This window comes from Yoonia sp. R2331 (assembly GCF_041103235.1).
In the GTDB taxonomy this organism is placed as follows: domain Bacteria; phylum Pseudomonadota; class Alphaproteobacteria; order Rhodobacterales; family Rhodobacteraceae; genus CANMYO01.
This window is the reverse complement of the sequence record NZ_JBGCUN010000001.1, coordinates 2637038-2663035: the sequence shown is the minus strand read 5'-3', so window position 1 is coordinate 2663035 and position 25998 is coordinate 2637038. Positions and strand designations below refer to the sequence as shown.

The 25998-nt window shown below is 55.6% G+C and carries 25 protein-coding genes and 1 tRNA gene; 15 read left to right on the top strand and 11 right to left on the bottom strand.

Annotation, left to right across the window (positions count from 1 at the left end):
• The first annotated feature begins 35 nt into the window (after window positions 1–35).
• Both AB3Y40_RS13685 and AB3Y40_RS13680 read left to right on the top strand, forming a co-directional pair.
• The gene (locus tag AB3Y40_RS13685) at window positions 36–1064 is read left to right on the top strand and encodes an ABC transporter permease (RefSeq protein WP_369439343.1); all 1029 of its coding nucleotides are present in this window, start codon (window positions 36–38) and stop codon (window positions 1062–1064) included.
• Between the two features lie 12 nt (window positions 1065–1076).
• Entirely contained in the window at window positions 1077–2135 is a 1059-nt protein-coding gene (locus AB3Y40_RS13680; RefSeq protein ID WP_369439342.1) for a quaternary amine ABC transporter ATP-binding protein, read from the top strand.
• A 33-nt stretch (window positions 2136–2168) separates the two neighbouring features.
• Here AB3Y40_RS13680 and AB3Y40_RS13675 read toward each other — a convergent pair whose 3' ends face one another.
• Window positions 2169–3092 (bottom strand): LysR substrate-binding domain-containing protein, encoded by a 924-nt coding sequence (locus tag AB3Y40_RS13675; protein ID WP_369439341.1) that lies wholly within the window; start codon window positions 3090–3092, stop codon window positions 2169–2171.
• Window positions 3093–3329: 237 nt separating this feature from the next.
• Here AB3Y40_RS13675 and AB3Y40_RS13670 point away from each other — a divergent pair, with 237 nt between their 5' ends.
• Genes AB3Y40_RS13670 through AB3Y40_RS13655 form a run of 4 tightly spaced genes read left to right on the top strand, consistent with a single transcriptional unit; the run spans window position 3330 to window position 8930 of the window.
• Window positions 3330–4934: a fatty acid--CoA ligase gene (locus AB3Y40_RS13670; RefSeq protein ID WP_369439340.1), complete on the top strand. Its 1605-nt coding sequence runs from the start codon at window positions 3330–3332 to the stop codon at window positions 4932–4934.
• Window positions 4931–5617 carry a dimethylsulfonioproprionate lyase family protein gene (locus AB3Y40_RS13665; protein ID WP_369439339.1) on the top strand — a complete coding sequence of 229 codons (687 nt, stop codon included), beginning with the start codon at window positions 4931–4933 and terminating at the stop codon, window positions 5615–5617. Before AB3Y40_RS13670 ends, AB3Y40_RS13665 begins: the two co-directional genes overlap by 4 nt.
• An 11-nt stretch (window positions 5618–5628) precedes the next feature.
• A complete protein-coding gene (locus AB3Y40_RS13660; protein ID WP_369439338.1) occupies window positions 5629–7749 on the top strand; it encodes a 3-hydroxyacyl-CoA dehydrogenase NAD-binding domain-containing protein in 2121 nt (706 codons plus the stop codon).
• Complete coding sequence (locus AB3Y40_RS13655) at window positions 7746–8930, top strand: acetyl-CoA C-acyltransferase (protein WP_369439337.1); 1185 nt, start codon at window positions 7746–7748, stop codon at window positions 8928–8930. Before AB3Y40_RS13660 ends, AB3Y40_RS13655 begins: the two co-directional genes overlap by 4 nt.
• A 234-nt stretch (window positions 8931–9164) precedes the next feature.
• On the opposite strand, the gene AB3Y40_RS13650 is transcribed toward AB3Y40_RS13655, so the two are convergent.
• The gene (locus tag AB3Y40_RS13650; RefSeq protein ID WP_369439336.1) at window positions 9165–9929 is read right to left on the bottom strand and encodes a hypothetical protein; all 765 of its coding nucleotides are present in this window, start codon (window positions 9927–9929) and stop codon (window positions 9165–9167) included.
• A 149-nt stretch (window positions 9930–10078) separates the two neighbouring features.
• Here AB3Y40_RS13650 and AB3Y40_RS13645 point away from each other — a divergent pair, with 149 nt between their 5' ends.
• The 5 genes from AB3Y40_RS13645 (at window position 10079) to AB3Y40_RS13625 (ending at window position 14056) form a co-directional block, all read left to right on the top strand.
• Entirely contained in the window at window positions 10079–10252 is a 174-nt protein-coding gene (locus AB3Y40_RS13645) for a helix-turn-helix domain-containing protein (protein WP_369439335.1), read from the top strand.
• Window positions 10253–10702: 450 nt separating this feature from the next.
• Entirely contained in the window at window positions 10703–12112 is a 1410-nt protein-coding gene (locus AB3Y40_RS13640) for a site-specific DNA-methyltransferase (RefSeq protein WP_369439334.1), read from the top strand.
• Window positions 12109–12471 carry a DUF5681 domain-containing protein gene (locus AB3Y40_RS13635; protein ID WP_369439333.1) on the top strand — a complete coding sequence of 121 codons (363 nt, stop codon included), beginning with the start codon at window positions 12109–12111 and terminating at the stop codon, window positions 12469–12471. The genes AB3Y40_RS13640 and AB3Y40_RS13635 overlap by 4 nt, the downstream gene beginning before the upstream one ends.
• Window positions 12458–12847, top strand: a complete 390-nt coding sequence (locus tag AB3Y40_RS13630) for a DUF5681 domain-containing protein (RefSeq protein WP_369439332.1) — start codon at window positions 12458–12460, stop codon at window positions 12845–12847. The genes AB3Y40_RS13635 and AB3Y40_RS13630 overlap by 14 nt, the downstream gene beginning before the upstream one ends.
• A 291-nt stretch (window positions 12848–13138) precedes the next feature.
• Window positions 13139–14056 (top strand): DMT family transporter, encoded by a 918-nt coding sequence (locus AB3Y40_RS13625; RefSeq protein ID WP_369439331.1) that lies wholly within the window; start codon window positions 13139–13141, stop codon window positions 14054–14056.
• Between the two features lie 93 nt (window positions 14057–14149).
• Here AB3Y40_RS13625 and AB3Y40_RS13620 read toward each other — a convergent pair whose 3' ends face one another.
• The 4 genes from AB3Y40_RS13620 to AB3Y40_RS13605 all read right to left on the bottom strand — a co-directional run bounded on the left by AB3Y40_RS13620 (window position 14150) and on the right by AB3Y40_RS13605 (window position 18341).
• On the bottom strand, window positions 14150–14974 hold the full coding sequence (locus AB3Y40_RS13620; protein ID WP_369439330.1) for a hypothetical protein: 825 nt from the start codon (window positions 14972–14974) through the stop codon (window positions 14150–14152).
• A 39-nt stretch (window positions 14975–15013) separates the two neighbouring features.
• Window positions 15014–15712: an ATP-binding protein gene (locus AB3Y40_RS13615; protein ID WP_369439329.1), complete on the bottom strand. Its 699-nt coding sequence runs from the start codon at window positions 15710–15712 to the stop codon at window positions 15014–15016.
• Between the two features lie 75 nt (window positions 15713–15787).
• Entirely contained in the window at window positions 15788–17065 is a 1278-nt protein-coding gene (locus tag AB3Y40_RS13610) for a helicase HerA domain-containing protein (protein WP_369439328.1), read from the bottom strand.
• Window positions 17052–18341 carry an SIR2 family protein gene (locus AB3Y40_RS13605; protein ID WP_369439327.1) on the bottom strand — a complete coding sequence of 430 codons (1290 nt, stop codon included), beginning with the start codon at window positions 18339–18341 and terminating at the stop codon, window positions 17052–17054. Before AB3Y40_RS13605 ends, AB3Y40_RS13610 begins: the two co-directional genes overlap by 14 nt.
• Window positions 18342–18606: 265 nt before the next feature.
• Here AB3Y40_RS13605 and AB3Y40_RS13600 point away from each other — a divergent pair, with 265 nt between their 5' ends.
• The 4 genes from AB3Y40_RS13600 (at window position 18607) to AB3Y40_RS13585 (ending at window position 21142) form a co-directional block, all read left to right on the top strand.
• Entirely contained in the window at window positions 18607–18810 is a 204-nt protein-coding gene (locus AB3Y40_RS13600; RefSeq protein WP_369439326.1) for a hypothetical protein, read from the top strand.
• Between the two features lie 90 nt (window positions 18811–18900).
• Window positions 18901–19116 (top strand): DUF3489 domain-containing protein, encoded by a 216-nt coding sequence (locus AB3Y40_RS13595; protein ID WP_369439325.1) that lies wholly within the window; start codon window positions 18901–18903, stop codon window positions 19114–19116.
• Window positions 19117–19151: 35 nt separating this feature from the next.
• Window positions 19152–19544 carry a DUF2924 domain-containing protein gene (locus AB3Y40_RS13590; RefSeq protein ID WP_369439324.1) on the top strand — a complete coding sequence of 131 codons (393 nt, stop codon included), beginning with the start codon at window positions 19152–19154 and terminating at the stop codon, window positions 19542–19544.
• Window positions 19502–21142, top strand: coding sequence for a recombinase family protein (locus AB3Y40_RS13585; RefSeq protein ID WP_369439323.1), 1641 nt, complete (start codon window positions 19502–19504; stop codon window positions 21140–21142). The genes AB3Y40_RS13590 and AB3Y40_RS13585 overlap by 43 nt, the downstream gene beginning before the upstream one ends.
• A gap of 167 nt (window positions 21143–21309) precedes the next feature.
• On the opposite strand, the gene AB3Y40_RS13580 is transcribed toward AB3Y40_RS13585, so the two are convergent.
• From AB3Y40_RS13580 to AB3Y40_RS13560, 5 genes are all read right to left on the bottom strand, one after another.
• Window positions 21310–21384 (bottom strand) — tRNA-Gln (locus AB3Y40_RS13580).
• Between the two features lie 63 nt (window positions 21385–21447).
• Window positions 21448–22755 (bottom strand): mechanosensitive ion channel family protein, encoded by a 1308-nt coding sequence (locus AB3Y40_RS13575; protein ID WP_369439322.1) that lies wholly within the window; start codon window positions 22753–22755, stop codon window positions 21448–21450.
• Between the two features lie 60 nt (window positions 22756–22815).
• Window positions 22816–23649 (bottom strand): 3-deoxy-8-phosphooctulonate synthase, encoded by an 834-nt coding sequence (gene kdsA, locus AB3Y40_RS13570; protein WP_369439321.1) that lies wholly within the window; start codon window positions 23647–23649, stop codon window positions 22816–22818.
• Window positions 23646–25223 (bottom strand): capsule biosynthesis protein, encoded by a 1578-nt coding sequence (locus tag AB3Y40_RS13565; RefSeq protein WP_369439320.1) that lies wholly within the window; start codon window positions 25221–25223, stop codon window positions 23646–23648. The genes kdsA and AB3Y40_RS13565 overlap by 4 nt, the downstream gene beginning before the upstream one ends.
• Window positions 25201–25860 carry an ABC transporter ATP-binding protein gene (locus tag AB3Y40_RS13560; protein WP_369439319.1) on the bottom strand — a complete coding sequence of 220 codons (660 nt, stop codon included), beginning with the start codon at window positions 25858–25860 and terminating at the stop codon, window positions 25201–25203. The genes AB3Y40_RS13565 and AB3Y40_RS13560 overlap by 23 nt, the downstream gene beginning before the upstream one ends.
• Between the last annotated feature and the right edge of the window lie 138 nt (window positions 25861–25998).

Sequence of the window (25998 nt, the reverse complement as noted above, 5' to 3'; positions counted from 1 at the left end):
CCTAACGCACTGAAGTAGATCGGAAAGTGGGATAAATGGCCTTCTATGACAAGTTATTCAGCGCATTGGGTTTGAGCGAATGGTGTGGCACGTCAGACGATAAAGCGTCTCTTTCGCTGGCGGACCTTGCGGCGCAAGCAGGAGGAGAAGAGGCCTCTGGACCGCTCATGCCAATTCCCTCGTTTGATAATCTGCATGAAAGCTGCAACCGCATATGGCAGTCGCGCGATGTAACCAACGGGATCGAAGAAGGGTTTCTGGCAGCCAAACCGGTCCTGAAAACTGTTCTGGACCCGATCACACAACCACTGAGCTGGATGTTGGATGGCGCACTTTGGCTGTTTGAAGCGATGCCGTGGTTCATCATGGTCCCGCTTCTGGTGGCGATTTCCTGGTACGCCTCGCGTTCGCGCCCTGTGACGATCTTTGTCGCCGTCTCGATTATGCTGCTGGCTGTCGTAGACCACTACGATGTGGCGATGCAGACTCTGTCGATCATCTTTGTATGTACGACGATATCGGTGCTGTTCGGTGTGCCCATTGGCATTGCCATGTCGAAATCCGACCGATTGCAAAAAAGCGTGGTTCCGTTACTCGACCTGCTGCAGACCCTGCCGACCTTCGTGTACCTGATCCCTCTAATCTTCTTGTTCTCGGTCACGGAATCGAAACTTTATGGGATCGCGATCATCCTTTATGCGATTGTCCCGGTGATCCGCCTGACCGATCTGGGCATCCGCCTTGTAGATCAGGACGTGATCGAAGCGGCCAATGCCTTTGGCATGAATGACCGCCAGAAACTGATGCGAGTACAATTGCCGCTGGCGCTGCCGAACATCATGGCCGGGATCAACCAGACCATCATGATGAGCCTTGCCATGGTCGTGATCGCCTCTCTTGTTTCGGCCCCTGGCCTTGGCGTGAACGTGTTGCGCGGTATCCGAAACCTTGAACTGGGTGTGGGCATCGTTGCGGGTATCGGCATTGTTCTGCTGGCAGTGATCCTTGACCGCGTGTCCAAGGCAGCTCTCACACGGGTCGATAAGACCCAAGTCAAACACTAAGGAGCCGGTTCAATGACACAACCAATGGTCCGCCTGTCCGGGCTCTATAAAATCTTTGGCGCCCGCGACAAGGACGTGTTGCACCATGTCCGGGATGGCATGGGCAAAGAAGAATTGCTGGCGCAGCACGGGCACGTGTTGGGCCTCAACAACATCAACGTCGATATGCAGGCGGGGGAAATCACAGTGGTCATGGGCCTGTCAGGCTCGGGTAAATCTACGCTGATCCGCCACCTGAACCGGTTGATCGAACCCACTGCGGGCGAGATCATCGTGCAGGGCGAAGATGTGATGCAACTGTCCGAGGACGGGCTGCGTCATGCCCGTCAAGAAAAGATGTCGATGGTTTTCCAGAAGTTCGCGTTATTGCCGCACAAGACCGTGCTGAAGAATGCAGGCATGCCCTTGTCGGTGCGTGGCGAAGACGAGGCCACCTGCGACCGCGAAGCCGCGAAATGGCTGGACCGCGTCGGTCTGAGCGGGTTTGAGAACCATTATCCAGCGCAGTTGTCTGGTGGGATGCAGCAGCGGGTGGGCATTGCCCGGGCGCTGAGTGCAAACACACCGATCATGCTGATGGACGAGGCGTTCTCGGCCCTTGACCCGCTGATCCGGACCGACATGCAGGACCTGCTGCTCGAGTTGCAAAAAGAGCTGCACAAAACCATCATTTTCATCACTCACGATCTTGATGAGGCGCTGAAGCTGGCCGATCACCTTGTGATCCTGAAGGACGGTTTTGTCGTGCAACAGGGCGAGCCGCAGCACATCCTGCTGAACCCGAGTGATCCCTACATCGAAGACTTCGTGAGCGACATCAACCGCGCACGGGTTCTGCGGGTTCGCTCGGTTATGACCCCACTTGGGGGTGACAAAGTGCCCGCAGATGCCCATGGCGAAGTGGACGTGAACGACACGCTCGAAAGCATGATCGCGCGGTCCGGCGGGGATACGTCACACGCTTATATCGTCAAAGATGGGGAGCAGACGGTCGGCACACTGGATATGACCGAACTGGTTCGCGCTCTTGTCCCTCGCGTCGCATCCAAGGCCGGTGCGCGTCAGTCCTGACGCGCGCTGACGGCAGAGCTGGAATCCAACAGATCAGGCCCGGAAGAACCGCATGGCTGGGTCGGCCTCGATCTGTTCAAACAGCCAGTCCATAAACGTTTCGAGCTTTGGGTTGGGTGCACGTTCTTTTTGCGTCGCCAAATACCAGCGGCCTGGCTCTGGCACCGAAATGTCGAACGGTCTGACCAAGCGCCCCCTTTCAAGATCACGCGTGCAAAACGGTGCCCGTGCGATGGCGATACCGCGGTTTTTCAAAACAGCTTCCCGGACAAGTGGGTAGTTATCAAAGACCGAGCCAGTTTTCATAGTGCCGCGATCTAAGCCCGCTGCCTCCAGCCAACAATCCCAATCATCCGGCTCGTTCCATGTGTTCGGGATACTCAGCAACAGGAAATTTTTTAGCTCTTCCAGCGGCATTCCACCGCTTGCGGTTTTCAAGGCCTCCGGCGCACATACCGGGTAGATATCGGTTTCGAACAACGGGCTATAGTCAAACCGTTTGTCAAATGGTGGTGCATTGAACACGCCCACATCGAACCGGTGCATGTCATAATCACCGTCTTCAAAGGTAGAGACGATGCGCACGCGTGTGTCCGGATTATCCTGAAGAAAGTCTGCCAATCTGGGCTGTAACCACATTGTATTGAAACTTGCGTAGGACTGAACGAGCAACACGTCCGGTTCCTCAGGTGTCTGGATGCGCCGAGTGGCTTTGATGATTCCCTGAATGTGTTCGCGTATTGGCGGGTAATACTGCTCGCCAGCCGGTGTCAGTTCGACCGAACGGCTTGTGCGTTCCAGTAGTTTAACGCCGATTGTTGTTTCCAATGCTTTGACCTGGTGGCTGACTGCCGCATGCGTCACACAAATCTCGTCAGCGGCCTTTCGGAAACTCTTGTGACGCGCCACCGCCTCAAAAGCGCGCAGTGAAACCAGCGTGGGCATGTGAGTGGTCATTGCTGCATCTCCTTGATGAAACAAACTCTGCTTACCATCAAGCAGAGTTATCCGACGACTGGCGCGAATGCAGCAGGGTTTTGATACTCTTTTTCATAGCCTGTCAGGGGGTAAAACACAATTCGCGGTGCGATATGATCGGTTAGAATTTCTTGATGAAAGGAAATTCCTTTCAATTCTTCAACTGGACGAGAAATGCCAGATTAGCAGGTGAAGAAGCTCAAGGATTCCACCTTCATGCCACCATTGTCACCTTCGTCTAATGCATATGGCTATCCGTTGCTGATCAAGCACTTGTTAACCAGATCGAACATTGCGTCCGCCTGCCAAGAGATCGTCAGCGGCACCGAAATGCGGCTGAGCTACGCGGACTTGGGCAAACGCGTGCGCCAACTTGCCAATTCTTTAAAGGTCAGCGGGATACGTGAGTGCATGCGCGTCGGCGTCATGGATTGGGACACACACCGCTATCTTGAATGTTTTTTTGCGGTCCCGATGATGGGCGCGACCCTTTTCACGATCAACGTCCGTCTGTCTCCTGCCCAGGTTCTTTATACGATCAACCACGGCAAACCGGACCTGATCATCGTGCATCAGGACTTCATGCCGCTCATTGATGATATCAAATCGGGCTTTGATCGGGACATCATCGTCGTACCGATTGGAGACGGTGAAGGGTATGAAGAGTGGATAGGTGAGGCCCCAGGCAGCTTTGACTTCCCGGACTTCGATGAAAACCAAACCGCAACCCTGTTTTACACAACCGGGACCACCGGCAATCCCAAGGGGGTGAGCTATTCACATCGGCAGTTGGTCCTTCACACATTGGGCTTGATCGCAGGTTTCGGCGCATGGCCCGGGAATGCCGGATTTCATCGTGGCGACGTCTACATGCCGCTGACACCCTTGTTTCATGTCCACGGCTGGGGATTTCCATATGCCGCAACGATGCTGGGGCTGCGTCAGGTCTATCCCGGTCGATATGACCCTGACACAATCTTGGGATTGATAGCAGCCGAAGGCGTCACCTTTTCCCATTGCGTTCCCACGGTTCTGTCAATGGTGCTCGACCATCCCAACTGCCCGCAAACTGACCTAAGCCAATGGAAGGTCATCATTGGGGGGGCCGCCTTGCCGCGAGGCCTGCAGGACCGGGCGGCGGCGGCAGGCATATCCTTGCATGCGGCCTATGGGATGTCCGAAACCTGTCCGTTTTTGACAGTGGCCGATTTGTCCAGCGACGACCCAGGGGTGCAGGCGCAAACCGGCTTTCCCGGCCCGCTTGTTGACCTTCGTGTTGTGACACCGGATATGCAGGACGTTCCGCATGACGGTGAAACAACCGGCGAAGTTGTTGCTCGGGCTCCCTGGTTGACACAAGGCTATCTGGACAATGCGCAAGCCTCGGACGCGCTTTGGGACGGTGGGTATCTGCATACCGGGGATGTTGGGTATATCCGCGAGAATGGATCGTTGCAGATCACGGATCGCCTCAAGGATGTGATCAAGACCGGCGGCGAATGGATATCCTCACTGGCACTGGAAAACATAGCATCGTCTTGTGATGGCATCGAGGACGTCGCCGCGATCGGGCTGCCACACGCGAAGTGGGGCGAAAGGCCAGTGTTGGTCGCTCAAGTCGCAAAGGATGCCGACCCGGATCTTGTACGCCAGAGCGCTATGAAAGAAATCCAGTCGCGTGTCGACGCAGGTGAGATATCAAAATGGGCAGTTCCGGACGAATTAATCTTTGTCGACCGCCTTCCAAAAACCAGCGTCGGCAAACTCGATAAGAAACTCGTGCGGCAAGATATTTCGACGCGCTCGGACTTAAAATCATGACAGACAAACAACGTCGCATTCAGGCGCTTATTCAATCCATTGTCACCTATCTGCAGGCTCACAGAGCTGCCACGCGCGGCGTTGATCTGACGTTGGACAAGCTGGCAGCCATGGACCTGAAGGGTGAGAGGCTCTTTGATTTACCTCCCCAAGGAACCCGGCACGATGAGGTTCTGAAGAACGCCATCGCCGGGATTGTCGCCCCCGAATTGCAAGAAATCGCACGTTGTCTGATAGCGGCCAAGGATGATCTGATCTGGCGCGAAGACAACGCCCAATTCTATCCCCCTGGTGCCGAATTGGGCGAGGGATACACAAAGTGTAACCTACATACTCTGCTGATTGGGCCAGACGCATGTGGACATCACCATCCCGATTTCAACCTTGGCATTTTCATGCTGGGTCCAAGAACGCTGTATCGCGACCACAACCACGACGCGCCAGAGCTGTACCTGAACCTGTCCGAGAAATCTGGTTGGCGGTTTGGCACCCGTGACTGGCAGGATTATCCGGCTGGATCACTTATCTGGAACGCGGCGGGCGATCCCCACGCCACCCGGGTCTATGACCAGCCATTCATCTCCGTCTTTGTCTGGCTCGAGAACGTGAATTCACCCTGCAACGTAATCCACTTCGACGATTGGGCAGAGATCGAACAAGATCTTACCAAACAGTCCAATTGAGGTTTCCAAACATGATTTCCATTAAACACGCCGAGGGTGTCGCTTTCATTGAGCTGAATGCCCCGCCAGTGAACGCTCTTGGCCTGAAGATGCGGCAGGCGCTTTCCTCGGCCATCCACGAGTTGGACGCCGATGAACAGGTCAAAGCTATCGTTCTATGCTCGGCTCTGCCGCTCTTTTGCGGCGGCGCTGACATCGCTGAGTTTCGTACAGGGGCAGTCTGGGACAAGCCGGACCTGCCAGACCTGTGTGTAACGATTGAAACCAGCAAGAAACCTATTATCGCCGCGATAGCAGGTCCCGCGATGGGAGGTGCGCTGGAGATTGCATTTGCCTGTGATTACCGTGTCGCCACGCCGGATGCCGTGATGGGCCTACCTGAGATCAATCTGGGGCTGCTGCCCGGTGCCGGCGGCACCCAGCGACTACCCCGGATTGCCGGGCTGGAAGCGGCAACGCAGATGATCCTGTCGGGTGATCCTGTTAAGGGTGAATATGCCCTGTCTTGCGGGCTGGTCGACGCACTGTTTGAGAACAACCAGGATTTTCGCGCGCATGTTTTGGGTTTTGCCACCCGTGTCAGCCATGAGGGCGATCCAAAACGCAGTTGTGCGGATATGACCGTCACACACCCTGATCCGAAGGGATATCTGACGGGTTTCCGAGATCAGATAGCGCACAGGTCCAAAAACCATGTCGCCCCTGAACGATGCTTGGTATCCATCGAGGCCGCATGCGAATTGCCGCTGTCCGAGGGGTTGGCACAAGAGAAGGCAGGTTTCGCCGAACTGCTAGACACACCTCAATCGCGCGCCGGGCGGCATCTGTTCTTTGCAGAACGTGAATGCACCAAGGTTCCGGGCGCTACCCGTGCGGACCGACCACGTGACATTGCATCGGTCGCCGTGATCGGCGCGGGAACAATGGGGCGCGGCATTGCTATCGCCTTTCTGCAGGCGGGGTATCCGGTCACGCTTCTTGAAACTACGCAAGGCGCGCTCGAACAGGGGCTGGAAAAGGTCCGAGAGCATTTCCAGCGTGCGGCTCAAAAAGGGCGGCTCAGTGCCGATCGGGCAGAGGCAATCTCCGCCAACGCCACCGGGACGCTCAGCTATGCAGGCCTTGCGAAGGCTGACCTGATCATTGAAGCGGCGTTTGAAAGCATGAATGTCAAACGCCAGATTTTCGAAGCGTTAGACCTACACGCCAAACCTGGCGCAATACTGGCTTCAAACACATCGACGTTGGATCTTGATGAAATAGCCACGGTCACCTCCCGCCCGGAGGATGTGATTGGTCTCCATTTCTTTAGCCCGGCGAACGTCATGCGCTTGCTAGAGGTGGTGCGGGGCGCCAAGACCGCTCCCGATGTCATTGCAACGGCAAGCACGGTCGCAAAGAAGATCCGAAAGCTCCCTGTCACGGTTGGCGTGTGCTACGGCTTTGTTGGAAACCGGATGCTGGAACCATACTTCCGAGAAGGATCCCGTCTGCTTCTAGAGGGGGCGACGCCGAAACAGGTGGATGACGTCCTTGAAGGCTTCGGCATGGCCATGGGTATTCATGCGATGGCAGATCTGGCCGGAGTCGATGTGGGCGCACGCGTGCGTCAGGAACGGCGTAGTGAAATCGCGCATGACCCGACATACCAGGCTGTGCAGGACAGGTTGTTTGAACTAGGCCGACTGGGTCAGAAAACCGGGCGAGGAAGCTATGTCTACGAGGGGCGGACACGGGTCGAAGACCCAGAGATGGTTCAAATCAGTTCCGAGCTGGCGGACCTGCATGGCGTGAAGCGCAGGGACATCGACGATCAGGAAATCCTTGAGCGTTGTCTGTTCCCCCTGATCAACGAGGGCTTCTTGATCCTTGAAGAGGGAATTGCAACGCGCCCGGGTGATTGCGACCTGATCTGGGTCAATGGCTATGGCTTCCCAAACTGGCGCGGCGGCCCAATGCACTATGCTGGCGAGATTGGATTAAGTCAGATTATGGAACGCATGACCCACTATCGGCAGTCGCTAGGTGCCTATGGTGAGATGTGGTTCACGCCTGCGCCTTTGCTGGAACAACTTGCAACCTCGGGCGTGACACTTGACGCACATTTTGATGCCAAAAAGGAAAAATCATGAGAGAAGCCGTTATCGTCTCAACCGCACGAACCCCCATTGGGGTTGCCTTCAAAGGTGCGCTGAACAACATCAAGTCCCCTACCATGATGGGGCACGCCATGCAGCACGCGGTTGAACGTGCAGGCGTGGACCCCGGTTTGATCGAAGATGTTGTCATCGGATCGGTCCTGACTGCGGGAACAGCAGGCATGAATGTCGCTCGTTTGTCGGCGCTGGCTGCGGGCTTTCCCAATACGGTGGCAGGACAGACGATCGACAGGCAATGCTCCTCCGGGTTGATGGCCATTGCGACGGCTGCAAAGCAGGTCATTGTGGATGGTCAGAACGTTGCCGTGGCTGGCGGGCAGGAAAATATCTCCACCCTGCAGAATGCCTATCTGAAATGGGCGGGCGATGAGAAAGATCCAAACGTTATCGACCAATCTGAACATGCCTATATGCCGATGCTGATGACAGCGGAAAATGTGGCCCGGACCTATGGGATCAGCCGCGAGGTGCAGGATGAGTACGCCGCACTTTCCCAAGCCCGGACGGCCCAGGCTCAGGCCACTGGCGCTTTTGATGACGAGATCGTCCCGATCACGGCGATCAAACGCGTCAAGAACCGCGAAACCGGAGAGGAAACCCTGGAAGAGGTGACCTTGTCAAAAGACGAAGGCAACCGGCCGGGCACGACGGCCGAAACTCTTGGCCAGTTGAACCCGGTTGTCGAAGGCGGCGTGATCACTGCCGGAAACGCAAGCCAGCTTTCTGACGGGGCCTCGGCTTGTGTTCTCATGGAAGGCAAAATGGCTGAGCAGCGGGGCCTCACACCGCTGGGTATTTATCGCGGCATGACTGTTGCAGGAAATGCACCGGAAGAGATGGGGTTCGGCCCGATCTTTGCAATTCCAAAGCTGCTGAAGAATGCAGGTCTTCGCATCGAAGACATCGGCCTTTGGGAGCTTAACGAAGCCTTTGCCTGCCAGGTTCTGTATTGCCGTGACCATCTTGGGATCGATCCCGAAATCTACAATGTGAACGGCGGTGCAATATCGATTGGCCACCCCTACGGCATGACAGGTGCGAGACAAGTCGGGCATGCTCTAATTGAGGGGAGGCGTCGTGGCGTGAAATACGTGGTGACCTCCATGTGTGTCGGCGGAGGCATGGGGGCTGCAGCACTGTTCGAAGTCGCCTGACCCTGCTGACATGAGTTCAAAAAAAGTGCAATCTGGCTGAGACACTGGCAACCTGGCATCTGCGAAAATTGTCTACTGCAGATGCCAGGTTTCATGTCGGACGCAATGTGCAAATAGCAGTCATTTGAGAACTCGCAGCGAAGGTTCGTTCAGTCCGCATAGTTGACCTCCACAATCAACGGAGTGAACGACCGTCATCACGACTAAGGATCGACATGGAGCCTTCGCGTCGACTCATCGCCAATCTGCTGGTTGATATCGATTGGCTCGCTCCGCTTCCCAGATCGCAAAATCCAAAACACGAGGTGTCCAGCTTGGGCCCTGTGGCGACAAATGCGTGACGGCCTGTTGCACGGTGTCCCGAACTTGATCTGGAGTGATTTGAGTTGAGGACCCACCAATGGCCCGCGCAACGTAGCGCTGCACCATGCGATCTGGTTTGATCAGTTGATCGTCACCGGCAAGCATCCGAAAATAATCGAAAGATATCCCGCTTCTCTGACCCGGTATTTGCCGGACCGTGCGCTCAGCTGGGGCGAGCCTTTCCATGCTAAGGTCCCCGAAGTCATCGATGCCTTCTGCGAATAGCGCCGATGCAAATCTCCGCACTGCTTCTGCCTTCAAGATTCCCGACCGGCTCGACGTCCGTTGCCTATTCCCGAAGAGATCGTCCGCAAGTTGGTCAGCGGTGGCACCATCTATCAACTTCAGGAAGCCGGAGATTCGATGCTCGCCGTTCAGCCGCTCTGCGCCTGGCGGCAGTGACATCGTCCAATTTTGGCGGTCACAAAATCGCGCAACGGTGTTGCGCGTAGAACTGTAACTGACGCCGATCGAATAAACCGCGTCGATGACGCAGATCGGAAGAGAGGCGTAGTAGAACTCTTTTGGCAACGGCAGCGGCTTCAGTCCGGTCCGAAGTATGTAATCAGCAAGACGCTCTGCAGCGTTGTCAGGAACACTACCTATTGCTTGGTGAGGGCTTTGGTTTGCTTTCATGTTACCTCCAGTGTCGTCGATAAGTGACACCGAAAAGTGCTTCCATTCCAATCAAAGTCAACAACTATTGTCACTGATCGTCTGTAGACGGATCGGCGACACTGCGCCCCATTGTGGCCATGGAAATCCGGAACCGCCTCAGTACAAATATGCGCAAATTGCGCCGGTCTCGCGGTTGGTCCCAGGAAGAACTCGCGCATCACGCCGGGATTCATCGCACCTACATTAGTGATCTGGAACGTGCCGCGCGCAATCCGACGATCGAAGTGATCGACCGACTTGCACGGGCAATGACGGTGTCTTGTGGTGATCTACTTGATTGAGACTGCGTCGAATCGGCCAAGCGCTGATCCGGAAGTTGCGGCGCTGATGTCCTGAATAATTGCTGTAAAATAGCGTCGTGGTGACGAGAGATGTCACTTTTTATATAAGCCATTTATATTTTTGCCCGGATTAGTAAATTTCGTCCTTGCCATATCGAGATCCTGCGCAGTAGCCATGGCCTTGCAAGTCGGGCGTCCAACGCCACCTTGCACCTAGAAGAGCGGCGACGCGTTTGAACGCGAGAACGCAATTCTGAGATCAACAATTGCGAAGTGATCGGTGGGAGGGCCTGCCGATCTTGTGCCGGAGCGATCTGGCCCTTCCACAGAGCCCCGACAGGCTCGGCCTTCAAACTTTATGAAATCTGCTGCACTCGATCTTTTGAAGGGGAGTGTGGCTCGTGACGGTCGCATAATTTTGCACCGCACATAATGTGGAAGGATTTCCTCATGTCAAAATTAAAGAGTGGAACGCGTGTTCCAGACTTGCCGGCGTCTACGAAGCTCAAGATTGCACCTCGCGATCCCAAAAAGCTGCAAAGCTACGACCGGAATGCACGCACGCATTCCGACAAGCAAATCGCGCAGATTGCCGCTTCGATCACAAAGTTTGGTTTTGTGAACCCTGTACTGGTCGATGACAATGGCGTCATCATTGCGGGACACGGACGTGTTTTGGCTGCCCGACAACTTGGTCTCGATGCCGTTCCGACAATTGTGCTTGGACATCTCAATGAGGCTGAACGTCGCGCGTATGTGATCGCGGACAATCGGCTTGCAGAGTTGGCGGGGTGGGATCGCGATATTCTTGCCATTGAGTTTCAAGCGCTCGAAGAGCTTGATCTTGATTTCGATCTTGAAATCACTGGCTTTGAAACGGCGGAACTCGATCTTTTGCTGGATGGCAGTGCCAATGAACATGCCGACGACGATGACGATCTGCCTGAGGCTGTCGCAGGTGTTGCGGTCACACAGCCGGGTGATGTTTGGCTGCTAGGCGATCACAAGTTGATTTGTGGTGATGCACAAAACGCAGAGACGTATAACAAGCTTATGCAGGGTGAACGTGCCCGTACGGTGTTCACTGATCCGCCCTACAACGTCAAGATCTCTGGCCATGTTTGTGGCTCTGGCAAGGTGCAGCATCGTGAATTTGCGATGGCGTCAGGTGAAATGACTGAGACCGCATTTGCGGAGTTCCTGCAAAGGGCTCTTGGCGCGATGGCGGGTGCCAGTGTCGACGGCGCTATTCACTTTGTCTGTATGGACTGGCGCCACATACCAGAGCTGCAGCGCGCGGGCGATGAAGTCTACGCTGAGCTCAAAAATTTGATCGTTTGGAAGAAGAGCAACGGCGGTATGGGCACGTTTTACCGCTCTCAACACGAGTTGATTTTTACCTACAAGGTAGGTGACGCGGCGCATGTCAATAATTTTGGTTTGGGTGAACATGGTCGCTATCGTACAAATGTTTGGGAATACCCGGGCGTGAACAGCTTCGGTTCAAATCAAAAAGACCTCCAGCTTCATCCAACGGTGAAGCCCGTTGCCATGGTGGCTGACGCTATCAAAGACGTCAGCAAGCGCGGTGACATCGTGCTCGATGGTTTTGGCGGCTCTGGCACAACGCTTATGGCTGCCCATCGGGCAGGTCGGATTGCACGCTTAGTCGAGCTTGATGCGCACTATTGTGATGTCATTTGTCGCAGGTTTGCAGCTCTGACGGGTATGACGGCTCGCTTGGCGGAGACAGGCGAATCATATGACGAGGTCGCAGCCGCGCGCGCGGCACAGGCAGATCTCACAGATACGGAGCCGGCAGCACGAACGATCTCGAACCCTATACAAGTGGCTATATGAAACCGCCGATATCAGGTCAATTTAAGAAAGGCCAATCCGGCAACCCAAACGGTCGCCCAAAGCAGCCTCAGACGCCATACAAGGTCTTGCAGAGGGTGCTGAAGCGCAAGGTATCGATCGCCAGCGAAAATCGAAAGGTGCCAATGGGCGAGGCGCTTATGCAGCGCTTGCGGGCAGTTGCCTTAACGGGGGATCGCCGCGCCATCGCGTTGCAGCAACGCTCTTATGACATCGGTCGTCCAGCTAGCAGCGACGTGGATTATTTGGTGGACATTCTCGAGGTCAAAGAGCGGTTCGCAGAGATGCAGAAAGTTGCTGCCGCGAAACAAGAGGGGGAACACAAAGATGGCGGAAAGTGAGAAGGAGGTCGGGTACTGCAAGCCCCCAAATTCTGCGCGGTGGAAAAAGGGACAAAGCGGCAACCCACGCGGTCGTCCAAAATCGAAGCAAGAAAACTTCGAACGGTACTCCGAAATCTTGTCAGAGCCGGTGAACGCAAAAACCAGTAATGGTAGGACGGAGAGGCTTGGTTCACTTGAGGCGGCCTATCTTCAGCAATGCCGCAAGGCCCTTAAGGGTGACAAAGCGGCCTTGTTCAGCATCGTGAATGCTATACTTGTCGTCGTGCCTGATGGCGACAAGGCCGAGAAAGAACACGCTGATGAATACGCAGGGGCGAAACGTCGTTTTTTGGAAATGGCAGGTTTCGATCCAGATACGTATTCGGATAGCTAACTACATAGGGCGTAGCCTAGAGCTCTTGCTTTGGCTGCGCCCGCAGATGAGCCGGCCTATGCGGTGATTAGCAGGTGGGACCAATCTGGAGCCAAATGACGGCCCGAACCGGACTTTGCCGTTGTTACCTAATGCGGCGGCGCATTCACCAAAGCGGCCATTCGTAAGTCACCTGGCAGCCCAGGGTGTCAAAGGCCGCGATAGACCAGCCGCGTGAATGTCGCAAATTGATGGTTGATGCACTCACCAACTCGCTAGCCTCAACGATATGACTTTATTGATCGGCCGAACATGACATCCTTAGCGCCAACATCTCCCAACGCGGGTGCCCACAAGTACGGTGTGCTCTTCGTATTTGCTGCGGGTATGCTGTGGTCAACTGTCGGCCTTGGCATTCGCCTGATCGAAGATGCTGTCGTATGGCAGATACTGCTCTATCGTTCGATCAGCATGTCGCTCTTCTTGTATGTGCTTATCCGTGTGCGGTCTGGCGAAAGCCCCTTTGTTCAGATCCGCCGCAATGGTGCCCCTGCGATCATCGCAGGGCTTTCGTTGGTTGCGGCCTACTCCGGGGGCATCTACGCGATTCAAAACACCTCGGTCGCGAATGCGATGCTTCTGTTTGCGACAGCACCGTTTATGGCTGCAGTTCTCGGATGGATAGTGTTGCAGGAACCTGTCCGTGCTGCAACGTGGATAGCGATCGCCGTTGCAATCGGCGGAATCGGGATCATGGTTGCCGATAAATCCGGAGGCGTCGCTCTGAAAGGCAGCCTCGCCGCGCTTGGATCAGCATTCGGGTTTGCGGTCTTCACCGTGGCGCTGCGATGGGGGCGAACAGGGGAAATGCTGCCAGCAGTGTTCCTGTCGGGCATCTTCGCCATCGTCATCACCTTGGCGATCTGCTTTGGCCTCGATCTCTCGCTAGTTCTGAGCCCCAATGACGGCGGGATCGCCATGGGCATGGGCGTGTTTCAGGTCGGCGCTGGACTGATCCTCTACACGCTGGGGTCGCGCAGCCTTCCTGCGGCGGAGCTCGCTCTGCTGTCATTAGCCGAGGTGCTACTCGGCCCACTCTGGGTCTGGCTGTTTCTAGGGGAAACCGCGACTGCAAATACCCTGATAGGAGGTGCTGTTCTGCTTGCGGCGATCGCGGGCAATGCGCTGTCGGGCAAGCGAAGAAAACCACCGCCCATCACCGCACCTTAGAACAGAAACCGGCCCATTCCTGCCGTTCGCCGAATGGAGCGGCGCTGCGGTGCAGCTTCGTCGATGCGGACGTTGCCAGTTACTGACTAGCCGTCATCGCCCTTGAACACCTCGACCGTATCTCTGTCCATGTTTGTATTTCTCCAAGGTTTTTGGGTCCAACTGGGTGAAATTCTCATCAACCCAGTGGTGCGCAAAACTCTGGGGTGCAGTGGTGCGCCTTCCGTAGACTGTGGGGACGCCATTGAACTTCACGCCGACGACGTTGCCGCAGCCGTCTTGGTCTAGTTTTACGAGTTGTGGATGACCTCCAGTCATGAAGGAGTTAGAAGGTATCCCGTCGATCAGATCGCAGAGTGACCAAAAACAAATCCGTGCTACATTGCCCTGATCGCCCTCGGAAATCCACTTTTGCCGCTTCTTGTTTGGGCGACCACCTAGACCCGAGCTGTAGACAAGCGCCGAAACATCGCTGCCCAACTCTTTCACACCGACTTGGTCCACTTGCCAAGTAGAACTCGCACTTCCAGCATGGTGCAGTCGATACATCTGAAAATCCGCGGAAATTTTTGCATTGCTCCGCACACCATACAGAATTTCGAGTTCGCAAATCGGGGCTAACGGCGGGCGGGCACAAGATAATCTACAAAACTCTTCAGCTCGCATTCTGGTACCTAGCGATGAACTAACTGAACCTCGGTCAATTTCTATCAGTAGCCGGCGCAGGAAAGAGCTCCCCCACATGAGGTCGCCTGAGAGGGTAAAAATTTCAGGCGTGGAAGCACTGTCAAAAACTTTCTTTTCGCGCAACGACACGGCCTGACCGGTCTGAAGCGATATACCTTGACTATCAGCCCCTAAGTAGAAAGTCCTGGGGCCCGTAGCCGATACTGAGAGCCATGCAGCAATGGTTGTCATTCTCGTGCTACCAATTCGAAATCACGGAATGTATAGAAGCTAAACGTCCCAATATAAAATCGGATTCTGGGGGACAAACCAAAGGTCGCGAACCTGTGTGTCGCCGCTGTTTGGGGTGGGATTAGCGTCCCGAACACGGAAAGTGGTCGGAATTTTCACAGCACTCCCGAAAATTAGCGCGTGCTGCTTCGGTAGAGATGGGAGGCGTTTCAGAACTGTTTCCGAGATGAACGGCGTCATCTGCTTGATCTGCGAAAGATCATCGGGGTTCTGGATGCGGTGAATGATGAAATTGTTACACTGCGAAAGCACTGTCTTCGAAAGCTCGCTCGGTCTCTGAGATGCGACCATCAGGAAAGCTCCATATTTCCGCCCCTCTTTCGCAATTCTCTGAAATGTGATCCCGGCGTCAATGGCAAATCGGCTTGGACGCTCCGAAATATAGCGATGCGCCTCTTCCAGGATCAGATGGACGGGCATTTGGTTTCGGGGGTCCGCGCGGCGCATGCGATCAAAGATTAGCCTGGCGACCACCGCTGACGCGAGTTCGACGATTTCGTCGGAAGCGTCATTCAGGTCGATGATACAGATTTGGCGATCTTTGCGGTAACTTGTGCCATTCCTTGCGATACCGAGGAGCCGATCCACGAAAACTGTCGGCTCTCTGTCATGGTCCTGCAAGTCTTCGACAGAGGCGCGCAGGAACTCAAAATCAGGATTGTCAGAGACGGATTTCAACCGTGTGACAAGCTGTGAGCAATACTCTCTTATCTGCTTGTTTCCATTAGCCTCTTCATAGAAGAGTGCAAGGTTCTATGCGGTCTGAAGCCGCTCAAATGAGAATGGATTATTCTCATAGCTTGGGAGAATAGGTTCGTCCCTTTGATGATTTTGCAAGAGCTCCAGAAGTGCATCGTACTTTTTTGATGTTTCTTGCTTAGGGCCATCCTTAAACTGCCCAAAGTCGATAGTCAGACCTGATGATACCGTGGTCTTGTTTATCTCATTAGTCGAATAGGTGCCGAGGACTGCCAAGATGCGATCTACCTTGCTTGGCGAACTGGCGTCGCCATGCAGGATGGAATAGATGATCTTTGCCAGAACGTGGTTCTGGATTTCGATTAACTCATCCTTGTTACCAGGATCGTCCACAACATCATCTCCGGGAGTTTCCTGAAATAGCGTTGTGAGTCCGAGAGCCGTACGCAAAACTGGGAGTTGCGTTTTCTCGCTCGCCCGTAGCAAAAGAGCCCACTCTTCAACGGTCATGAACCAATGAGGAAGGCGGAAACGGTCAACTAGATCGGCACCCAGGAAACCCTCATCTAATCGTTCGGCTTCAACATCTGAATTGGTTGCTTTGAAGTAGCTTGCCTGAATCTGCCAAGGCATATCTTCAAATGCCTGTCGATACTCTCCGTTGACATCGAAGAGCACAAACGAAGCCCCAATAGCCCAAAATTCTTCCGTGCGATCAAACACCGACTGAATTATAGACGCGACGGTGCAGGACTTGCCACTTCCCGTGTTGCCAAGAACGGCGACGTGTCCGCCGAAGAGGGCGTCGAGCTGCGCCTTAACAGGATAGTCCTTGAAAACCGCCGACGTGCCGATCTCGATTGTATGGGGCACTGTTCCCTGTTTTGCTGCGCCATCGGCATCGGTCTTTGTCACCTCGTCGGGCGGTTGTTCCACGTTGAAGATGCGATCTAGGTCTTCATCGCGGGCGTAGAGCGCATCTGCGTAGAGAGGGGGATAAGTTGAAACCCCGAATTTGAACGAGCCCCCTTGAACGGGCATAGAACCAACCGGTACAACATCGAGAAACTTGGCTGCCGTTGCCTTGTCCATTTCGGCTCCGTCTCCGAAAGCGGGAGAAAAATCCTTCTCGCGAAGACCGATAACTTCTAGAACGACATATTCGGATTGTGTCGGCACCATTAAATATGACCCAAGGGTCGCGACGTAGTGGACATCGTCGAAGCCAACGACTGTGAAATTATCGCTGCCCCTATGGAGCTCTACAACCAAGCGATCGGCAGAAACACTGACAATCTTGCCGATGGCACGGCTTACGTCATCCTTCGCCATCTTCACCACCTTGCTGTTTAGAAAGAAGTTTCTTGAGCACCTTTTCGATGGCTTGGTCTTCTTTCTGATCAGCACTCGACGGCATTAAGTCCTGCACAATGGTATCGAAGTAGTGCGCCTTCTTTTGACTTTCTTCGTCAGTGCCCCAGATGAACCAAATCCGAGGATCGCCTAGCGCTGCGAGCTCCTGCGTCACAGGGTTATTCGCGTCGTCGGGGTTGAGGAAGGCAATAAGCCTAAAACCAGGGAGAGTAAGTCCCTGAAAAATTATGTTGTTGATGTGCTCGTCGCCAAAGCTGAACCCCATTACAAACAGGACGCTCTGATCTTGAACAATTTGTCGCTGAAACTCGCGGAACATATCCGAGTATGGCGAGCCAAAGCTCGCCGTCTGTTTCGAAGGCGTCGGATAAATCATGACGCGATCCTGCGCAGGGTCAAGTTTGTCGGCCGACTCACGGATCGGGAAAAGGCCAGCCTCCTCTTCCGTCCAGTTGACGGAACCGTGGAGCTTGCAGAAATGGACATACCCATCAACGGCAGCCCACCTCTTCGATGAAATATCGAGTTGCTCGGCCAAAGCTCGACGATAGGTGGCGGGATTGAAGCGACGCTCGACCGTGCCTGCAAACCCGTTAGAATAGGGAATTCCTGATCGGTCCATCGCCCGCTCATTGAATAGGTCGTAATTGGTGGTGAACACCCAAGGTGGCGCGAGCCCGCGAGAACGCGTCGAAAGCGACTGATAGAAACGGCGGTAAAGTGACACGACGCTATCGTCGCCCTGAGCGAACCGACCTTCCGTGCATTTCTGTAGGATGAATTTTTTAACCCCTGCAATCACCTCCTCAACGGTAGTTAGGGCGTCCTGCAAATCGTCCCTACTGCTTGTTTTGCAAAATTGATGCGCCGTCATCAGGACTTCCATCATACGCTCAAGGTTCCAATGGAAGTCTTGATGGGCAAGGTCGATGCCAAGCTTGTCGAGAAGCGCAGTTTTCTGCGCGCTCGTCACATAACTGCTCGCAGGCGGCAGACCGGGCAATGTCTGGAAAGTGTTTTGAAACTCCTGCGCCAAAGGCCCCATTGTGGGGATGCCGAACTCTTCTTCCACTTGCTTGAAGGAGGAACACCCTGACCCAATGAGAAACGACAGATTTTTGGAGCCAAAGACTTCAGCCAAGTGTCGCCTGATGATTTCAGTCCGATCATCGAATTCAGCCTCGGGCGGGAGTTTGGCGAACTCGTTTTTGCTACCCTTTCTAAAATTGATCAATTCTCTCGCTCCAATTCACCTAGCGACCTTCGCCACCTCAAATTTGTGAGGATTGGGTACATAAATATCTGATAGATCGGTTGTATTGGAGAATGATACCTCACCTTGAGTTCGGAAGGCGAGCCCCACGGGGTTGAAAGTCCGCTTACTCTGTCTGGGCCAAGCCTCATGCCTTGCGCAGCGAAGGTCTCCTTTCCGCCCACTATTGCCAATCTCTTTTCACAAACCACTGGACTTCGCCGCCGCTGCAAGCACGTGTGGAGCCATGGAAGAGAGCGGCTTGTTTGACTTTGCGGCGGTATTTGCGCGACTGACCTGTGTGTTTGAAGACGGGGCAGGCGTTGCGACGGCAGGGCAGACCGCCGGGCTATCGGTCTCGCGCAATAAGGAGCTCGCAGCCGAACTTAATGTCTTGCACCAGCAGGCGAGTGACCTGCTAGTGGGGTTATCTGACGCGCTGAACAGATAGTCACAGTCACAAATTCAACCTCACCCGGCAAGCCCGGGTTTGTCTCAGTACAAGGACCTAGATTTTCTATGGTCCAAGCAGGAGACAATCATGACGCAATCCATCACCAAACGCGCACAGCTGGCCAAATTGATCAGCCGGAAGTCAGGCGCAACAGTCGCAACGCTGCAAGAGCAACTTGACTGGCAGCCACACACAATCCGCGCGGAGATCTCACGGCTGCGCAAAAGGGGGATGTTTGTCCGCTGCAGCACTTCAGCTAAAGGCGCGCTCTATCAAGCCGTATCAGCTGAGCAAACGACATGAGAGGTGACAATCCGCAAGAACTTTCGGACGTGGTCATGTGGGACAAAGCGCGTTGTGCTGCGGAGTGGTTGAAGCTGACAGGAGCGGCTCCAGGTCGGCACCTCTCGGCGACGTTTCTGCGCAAAGCGATCGCTTTCGAGTGGCAGTGTAGCGTGATGGGCGGCCAAAGCGCTGGTGTGAAGCGGCAGTTGCGCCGGCAGATAGCGGGTGGTGCTCGCAACGGTGCAGCTAGCGCGGCCAGACCGATCCTGACACCTGGAACGCAGCTTGTCCGCGAGTGGAATGGTCGGATCTATCGCGTCGATGTCACGTTTGATGGGTTTGAGATGGAAGGTCAGCCCTATCAGTCGCTCAGTGCGATCGCGAAGCGGATTACTGGGGCAGGATGGAGCGGCCCGCGTTTCTTTGGCCTGAACAAAGCCCAATGAACCGCGTTCGTTGCGCCATCTATACCCGCAAGAGCTCTGAAGACGGATTGGAGCAAGACTTTAACTCTCTGGATGCCCAACGCGAGGCCTGCGAAGCTTACATCGCCAGCCAGCGTCATGAGGGATGGGAGCTGTTGCCTGACCACTATGATGACGGTGGGATATCAGGCGGCCATCTTGAACGTCCGGCACTGCAACGTCTGATGAATGAGGTTGATACCAAGCAGGTTGACCAGATCGTTGTCTACAAGATCGACCGCCTGACCAGATCGCTTGCTGACTTTGCCAAGCTCGTGGATCGTCTGGATGAGGCAGGTGCGTCGTTTGTCTCTGTCACACAGAGCTTCAATACGTCCACCAGCATGGGACGGCTGACACTCAACGTCCTGCTCAGCTTTGCCCAGTTTGAACGAGAAGTCACCGCAGAACGCATCCGCGACAAGATTGCGGCTTCTAAACGCAAAGGGCTCTGGATGGGTGGCAACGTGCCACTGGGTTACGACCCAGCAGGCAGAACACTCACGATCAACCCGAAGGAGGCACGAACGGTCAATACGATCTACGATCTCTACGACGACTGCGGCGCCATAAACAAAGTGCGGGAGAAGACGGAGCAGCTCGGCTTGCGATCAAAGCAATGCCAGCTTGCTGATGGCAGACTGCGCGGTGGGCAATTGATTTCGCGCGGGCAGCTGCATCACATCCTGACCAACCCGATCTATGCCGGACGCATCCGGCATAAACGACAGGTCTTTGAGGGGCAGCACCCGGCGATCATTGATCCTGACAGGTGGGACCGCCTTCAACGGCAACTATCGGGCAAGAGCGCAAAGAGACGGCATACCAAACAGCACCGTGATCCATCTCCATTGGCAGGGAAGATCGTGGATGAAACCGGCCAGAAGCTGACGCCCAGCCATACCAAGAAGGGTGACCGACGGTACCGTTACTACATCTCGCAGAAGTTGGTGACGGGTGTGACCCGTGCGGATGACAAGCAGCGGACATGGCGGATCCCTGCGGCTCAATTGGAAGACCCCATTGCCGAGGCGGTGCAGAAACACATTCGCGATCTTTGCATCCGTAGTGCGGGACAAACGATTGTGGCCAGCAATGCCATGGTCATTGATCGCATTTGCGCATTCAAGACAGTCAAGACCGTACAGATCAAACCCGGCGGGCTGACAATCCAGCTCGAACCGAAACAGATTCTAACTCTTCTCGAAACGTCGACAGCTCTAGAATTGAATGAGCTACAACTCTTCCTGCCGTTCACCGCGCGTCGCCGGGGCGCAGAGATGAAGCTTGTCGTTGAAGGCGATAACACGGTTGATGAACGGCTGATGCGCAACATTGCCAATGCCAATCACTGGTATAAACGGATCAAAGAAGGCGCGACGTTTGACGATATCTCATCTGAGACCGGAACATCAAAGCGCCGCATCCAGCAGATGATCGCTCTCGCATTCCTTGCACCGGACGTTGTCCGTCAGATTACGCAAGGCAAACAGCCGATTGGCTTGACCTCGGACTGGCTCCTCCGACACGATCTGCCCGCCGACTGGGATGCGCAGCGCAAGCGCATCGCAAACCTCTAAAACGCCCCCAAAGTGTATCGCGGAAATGGCAAACGCAGACTGATGCGGTTGATTGCCAGATATTACTGGCCGTAGACTGTCTGCCGCAAAAGCACACCCGCGCAAGCCACGGAAACAACGGCACTAATTGCCGGAGACACATGTATCAGCGGTTTAGGTGTAAACGCTGGCTGGGGTGGTAGGATTCGAACCTACGATACACGGTACCAAAAACCGATGCCTTACCGCTTGGCTACACCCCAACAGCGTGGCGCTAGATACGCCAGAGGTTTGGCCGGTTCAAGCCCCTCAGATGCGAAAAATGCTTATTCTGATTGGCCGTCCTGATCGAGGAGGTCATCGCGCTCTGTCTCGGCCCGTTCGGCGTCAATAATCCGTTCCAGCGCCTCGTCGTTTGAGGCGGCGACATCGCTGATTTCCGGGTGTCGGACAGGTGGAGACGCAGGGGCCGAAACGGTGCGTTCGTCCGAGTCCACCGCGCCGAGCATCTGAATGCGATAGGTGGTATCCGGCACTTCGACGCCTGAGACCTCGATCGCGTTTTTGACCTGTCGCAACGCTTCGCCTTTGGCCCGGACAAGCGAGGTTTCGGTCTGGTCGATCCAGCCAGTGACTACAAGAAAAACCGCGCCGTCCCCGATCCGGTCGATCCAGACCAACGGGGCCGGTTCGCCCAAAACAAAAGGCAATTGCGTGATGGTGTTTTCGGCCAGATCGCGCACGACGGTCAGGTCTGCATCAGATGCAACGCCGATTTCAAACTGAAACCGACGTTCGGCGTTGCGGGTAAAATTGACGATCCGGCTTTTGAAGACGGTGCTATTAGGGATGCGGATGTGGTTACCATCGTAACTCAGCAGGATGGTGGCCCGGCTGGTCAGGCGGATGACCTTGCCCTCGTCGCCGTTGATCTCAATCGCGTCATTGGGGCGGAAGGGTTGCCGGATCGAAAGCATGATCGAGGCAATGAAGTTTTCAACCGTGTCCTTGACCGCAAAACCGATCGCAAGGCCTACGATACCTGCAGCACCAAGGATCGGGGTCAGAAGGGCGGTGGCGTTCAGGATGTCGAGCGCCACAATCAGGCCAAAGACCAGAAACGCCAACCGGATTAGCTGGCGATAGATGTCGGCGATGAAATCATTGGGGGCCAGCCGTTTGAACGGCCCTTTTTGGCGCGCGATCAGGAAGCCCAGAAAGACAATCGCGGCGAAAGCGGTAAGGGCGATCAGCAAGAGCGGCAAGAGCGTGACCGTCTGGTCAAAGCGGGCGCGGAACCGTTCGACCGCGGGGTTCAGGCGCGCGGCCACATCGGTGGTTTCAACAACGGTGTTGCGCACTGCCACCACGCCTTCGATCCGGTTGACCAGTGGGTCCAGCGCCTCTGCCTCTGCCAAGGAGGTCGCGGTGCCGCGCAGGGTGACCACGCCTTCGTCGACCACGACCGTCACATCGTCATAGTTGCCTAGCGCGTCGAGGATTTCGCGAATGCGGACGGCCATGTCGGCGTCTTGCTGATCGGAACTGACAGCGGTGATCGTGCCGGTCGCCTCTTGTGCGGAAAGGGGTAGGGCAAGGGCCAGCAACACGGCCAAAAGGGTCAGAATACGCATCAATCGTCCCGGTCAATTTTGACGCAGACTAGGGCGATTGTGCAATTTGGGAAAGCCCTGTCAGACGCGCAGCGGGTCCGCCTTGGCCAGCGCGTCAAAGCCCATCAGGCTGTGCACAAGGGCGCGCATCTGCGGCAGGGGGATCATGTTGGGCCCGTCAGAGGGGGCATTGTCGGGGTCTTCGTGGGTTTCGATGAAGACCGCCGCGATACCAAGTGACACCGCCGCACGGGCCATGACGGGTGCAAATTCGCGCTGGCCGCCGGAACTGCCGCCTTGGCCGCCGGGTTGTTGCACCGAATGGGTGGCGTCCATCACCACCGGATAACCGGAGGTTGCCATTGTTGGCAAACTGCGCATATCGGCCACCAGCGTGTTGTAACCAAAGGATACGCCGCGTTCGGTCAGCAAGATACGCTTATTGCCGGTGCTTTCGACTTTTGGGATCACGTTCAGGAATTCCCAAGGGGCGAGAAACTGACCCTTTTTGACATTGATCACAGCACCGGTTTCGCCTGCGGCCAGCAACAGATCGGTCTGGCGGCACAGGAATGCCGGAATTTGCATGACGTCCACAACCTCGGCCACGGTGGCGCAATGGTCTGGGGCATGAACATCGGTCAGCGTTGGACAACCAATCTGATCTTTCACGGTCTGCATGACCTTCAGGCCTTCATCCATGCCAAGGCCGCGTTTGCCCGAAAGCGATGTGCGGTTTGCCTTGTCATAGCTTCCCTTGAAGACGAACTGTGCGCCCGCATCCGCGCAAACCTGCGCCATTTCAGAGGCAATCATCAGCGCGTGATCGGTGCTTTCAAGCTGGCAGGGACCCGCGATGACCAAAAGCGGGCGGTCGTTGCTGACCGTCAGGTCACCGATATTGACGTCGATCATGATGTGACCTGTTCGCGCAGGATGGAGGACGTGATGGAGAGCATCAGATAGGCACCTGCAAAGATCAGGAAGGCAAGGATCGTGTTTTCAAACGCGCGCGGGTAAGTCGCCTCATCCGGGGCGACAGGTTCAACACCCAGCGACAGATAGCGCACCTGACGGTTCGCCTCAATCTGGGCGGCCTCCATCTGGGTCAGGGCGGCCTGCACCTGCAAGGTCTGAAACTGGTAGTTTTCTTCGGCCAGCCGCAACTCTGTGTTGCGGACGGCCAGCGACGTGCCTTCGCCAGATGCGGTCATCTGATTGCGCAGATCGTCAATCAGCGTTTCGATATTGGCGATCTGGCCGCGGAGCGCGTCAACCTGCGCCTGATTGGGCCGCGCGACGTTCAGCCGTTCGGACAATGTCAGTTGCAACTGCTGGCGCTGCTGTTCCAATGCCGAAATCTGTGCCGTTAAAGCGCCAGTTTCCCCGGTGACGTCGATCACGGAAAACTCTTCCTGAATGCGCAACAGCTCTTCAAGTGCGGCTGTGCGACGGTCTTCGGCGTTTTGATAATTCTCCCGCGCGCCAGCCATTGCGGCATCACGGGGCCGCTGAGTTAGCTGGTCGACCTGTTCTTCGGCGTAGCTGATCAGCGCGTTGGAATAGGTCTGGCTGGTTTCGGGGTCAGCGGCCACGACTTCCATCCGCACGATACCTTCGGTCGGGTCATAGCTGATGTTGACGCGGTCAGAATACACCTTGAACGCCGCCTCATTGGTGGCGTCCGCGTCAAGCCGTTGAATGGGATCGATGTCGGGGTTGCTGAAATGCGCTTTGAACCCGTGTTCTTCGTCCAACCGGACCATGGCAGCACGGCTTTCCAGATAGGATTGCACCGCGATGCTGTCCTGCTGGGTGGCCATTGATGTGCCTTGAAACAGACCGCCCAGCCCGCCGGGTGCTTGCCCGGATTCAGCTTGCTGGATCACGAACTCCGAATTGGTGGCATACATCGGCGTCGCGATCAGCATGTAGTACCAGCCAACAAGGAACGTTGGAAGCAACACAAAGATCGATAGCCGCATCCCCAAAAGCGCCAGCTTGCGACGGCGGCGTTTGGCGATGTCGCGCTGGATCGCAAGGATCTCTGCCGCGCGATTGTCTGCCGGTGCGGCGCGTTCGGTCGAGGGCAGATTGTCAGGTTTTTGCGGCACTGTTTGCGGCAATTGCACACGGGACTTGGACGGCACATTGCCCTTGGCTGCGCCGGGCGCATCAGTGCCGCCCTTTGGGGCCACAAGTTCAAGGATTGTGGATTGCTGGAATGGATCAACACCTGCCGCGCGCAACTGACGCACGGCGTCAAAGTCGGACGTAGCAGCGATGCCGTTCTTTTGCGCCACCCGGCGGGCCATGCGCAGTTGCCGACCTGTCAGACCCTCTTGCCGGATCGCGTCAATCGACTGGGCCTTTTCAGCCGCAGGCGATGGCCCATCCGCCGCTGATGCCTTCGGGGTGGCGGCGTTGCCAGCGCCCGGACCTTCGCCGCGGCGAATGCGGAATTTCTTAGCCTTGGGTTTGGTAGTCATAAAGCTGCTTTGCCTCTTCCAAGGTGTCAAACATTGTCAGGCGCCCATCTTTCAGCACCGCCGCAGACCGTGCGAACCGTTCTAACGTCTCGGCCTGATGGGACACAATGATCACCGTTGTGGTTTCCAGTCTTTCGCGCAGAACTTCGCCTGCCTTGCGGTTGAATTCGACGTCTGTTGTGGCTGGCATGCCTTCGTCAATCAGGTAGATGTCGAAATCAAGCGCCAGCATCAGCGAAAAGGTAAATCGCGCGCGCATACCCTGGCTATAGGTGCCGATGGGCATGTCAAAGTATTCGGCGATCCCGCTCATCCAGCGGCTGAACGCCTCGACATAGTCGGCATCCAGACCATAAAGCTGCGCAATATAGCGCGCGTTTTCGCGGCCCGTGTGGCGATTTACGACACCGCCCATGAAGCCCAGCGGGAAAGAGATGCGGCAGCCCCGGGTGATCGTGCCTTCGTCCGGTTTTTCAAGTCCGGCCATCATGTTGATCAGCGTCGTCTTGCCAGTGCCATTGGGGGCCAGAATGCCCAGCGAATTGCCCAGTTCCACGCGAAACGACACGCGGTCAAGGATCACCTTGCGCTGGGTGCCGGTCCAAAAGGACTTTGAGACGTTGAGGAATTCCAACATCGGGCCTGTTCATCCGCTCTGACTGTCGCCGGGTTGTTATCACGACAATTGGTTAAGGGCGCCTCTAACCGGGTGCCTTTGTGCGCAGTATGCCAAAGGAGTGTGTCCAAAAACAGGCAATTCTTGCGATTTCGGAAC

Coding starts and splice junctions, on each gene's coding strand:
- AB3Y40_RS13645 (WP_369439335.1), top strand. CDS start 10,079: ATGCGCAAATTGCGCCGGTCTCGCGGTTGGTCCCAGGAAGAACTCGCG.
- AB3Y40_RS13675 (WP_369439341.1), bottom strand. CDS start 3,092: ATGACCACTCACATGCCCACGCTGGTTTCACTGCGCGCTTTTGAGGCG.
- AB3Y40_RS13680 (WP_369439342.1), top strand. CDS start 1,077: ATGACACAACCAATGGTCCGCCTGTCCGGGCTCTATAAAATCTTTGGC.
- AB3Y40_RS13650 (WP_369439336.1), bottom strand. CDS start 9,929: ATGAAAGCAAACCAAAGCCCTCACCAAGCAATAGGTAGTGTTCCTGAC.
- AB3Y40_RS13585 (WP_369439323.1), top strand. CDS start 19,502: ATGGAGCGGCCCGCGTTTCTTTGGCCTGAACAAAGCCCAATGAACCGC.
- AB3Y40_RS13575 (WP_369439322.1), bottom strand. CDS start 22,755: ATGCGTATTCTGACCCTTTTGGCCGTGTTGCTGGCCCTTGCCCTACCC.
- AB3Y40_RS13685 (WP_369439343.1), top strand. CDS start 36: ATGGCCTTCTATGACAAGTTATTCAGCGCATTGGGTTTGAGCGAATGG.
- AB3Y40_RS13630 (WP_369439332.1), top strand. CDS start 12,458: ATGGCGGAAAGTGAGAAGGAGGTCGGGTACTGCAAGCCCCCAAATTCT.
- AB3Y40_RS13640 (WP_369439334.1), top strand. CDS start 10,703: ATGTCAAAATTAAAGAGTGGAACGCGTGTTCCAGACTTGCCGGCGTCT.
- AB3Y40_RS13610 (WP_369439328.1), bottom strand. CDS start 17,065: ATGGCGAAGGATGACGTAAGCCGTGCCATCGGCAAGATTGTCAGTGTT.
- AB3Y40_RS13565 (WP_369439320.1), bottom strand. CDS start 25,223: ATGACTACCAAACCCAAGGCTAAGAAATTCCGCATTCGCCGCGGCGAA.
- AB3Y40_RS13590 (WP_369439324.1), top strand. CDS start 19,152: ATGTGGGACAAAGCGCGTTGTGCTGCGGAGTGGTTGAAGCTGACAGGA.
- AB3Y40_RS13635 (WP_369439333.1), top strand. CDS start 12,109: ATGAAACCGCCGATATCAGGTCAATTTAAGAAAGGCCAATCCGGCAAC.
- AB3Y40_RS13600 (WP_369439326.1), top strand. CDS start 18,607: ATGGAAGAGAGCGGCTTGTTTGACTTTGCGGCGGTATTTGCGCGACTG.
- kdsA (WP_369439321.1), bottom strand. CDS start 23,649: ATGATCGACGTCAATATCGGTGACCTGACGGTCAGCAACGACCGCCCG.
- AB3Y40_RS13660 (WP_369439338.1), top strand. CDS start 5,629: ATGATTTCCATTAAACACGCCGAGGGTGTCGCTTTCATTGAGCTGAAT.
- AB3Y40_RS13665 (WP_369439339.1), top strand. CDS start 4,931: ATGACAGACAAACAACGTCGCATTCAGGCGCTTATTCAATCCATTGTC.
- AB3Y40_RS13595 (WP_369439325.1), top strand. CDS start 18,901: ATGACGCAATCCATCACCAAACGCGCACAGCTGGCCAAATTGATCAGC.
- AB3Y40_RS13655 (WP_369439337.1), top strand. CDS start 7,746: ATGAGAGAAGCCGTTATCGTCTCAACCGCACGAACCCCCATTGGGGTT.
- AB3Y40_RS13620 (WP_369439330.1), bottom strand. CDS start 14,974: ATGACAACCATTGCTGCATGGCTCTCAGTATCGGCTACGGGCCCCAGG.
- AB3Y40_RS13560 (WP_369439319.1), bottom strand. CDS start 25,860: ATGTTGGAATTCCTCAACGTCTCAAAGTCCTTTTGGACCGGCACCCAG.
- AB3Y40_RS13670 (WP_369439340.1), top strand. CDS start 3,330: ATGCCACCATTGTCACCTTCGTCTAATGCATATGGCTATCCGTTGCTG.
- AB3Y40_RS13625 (WP_369439331.1), top strand. CDS start 13,139: ATGACATCCTTAGCGCCAACATCTCCCAACGCGGGTGCCCACAAGTAC.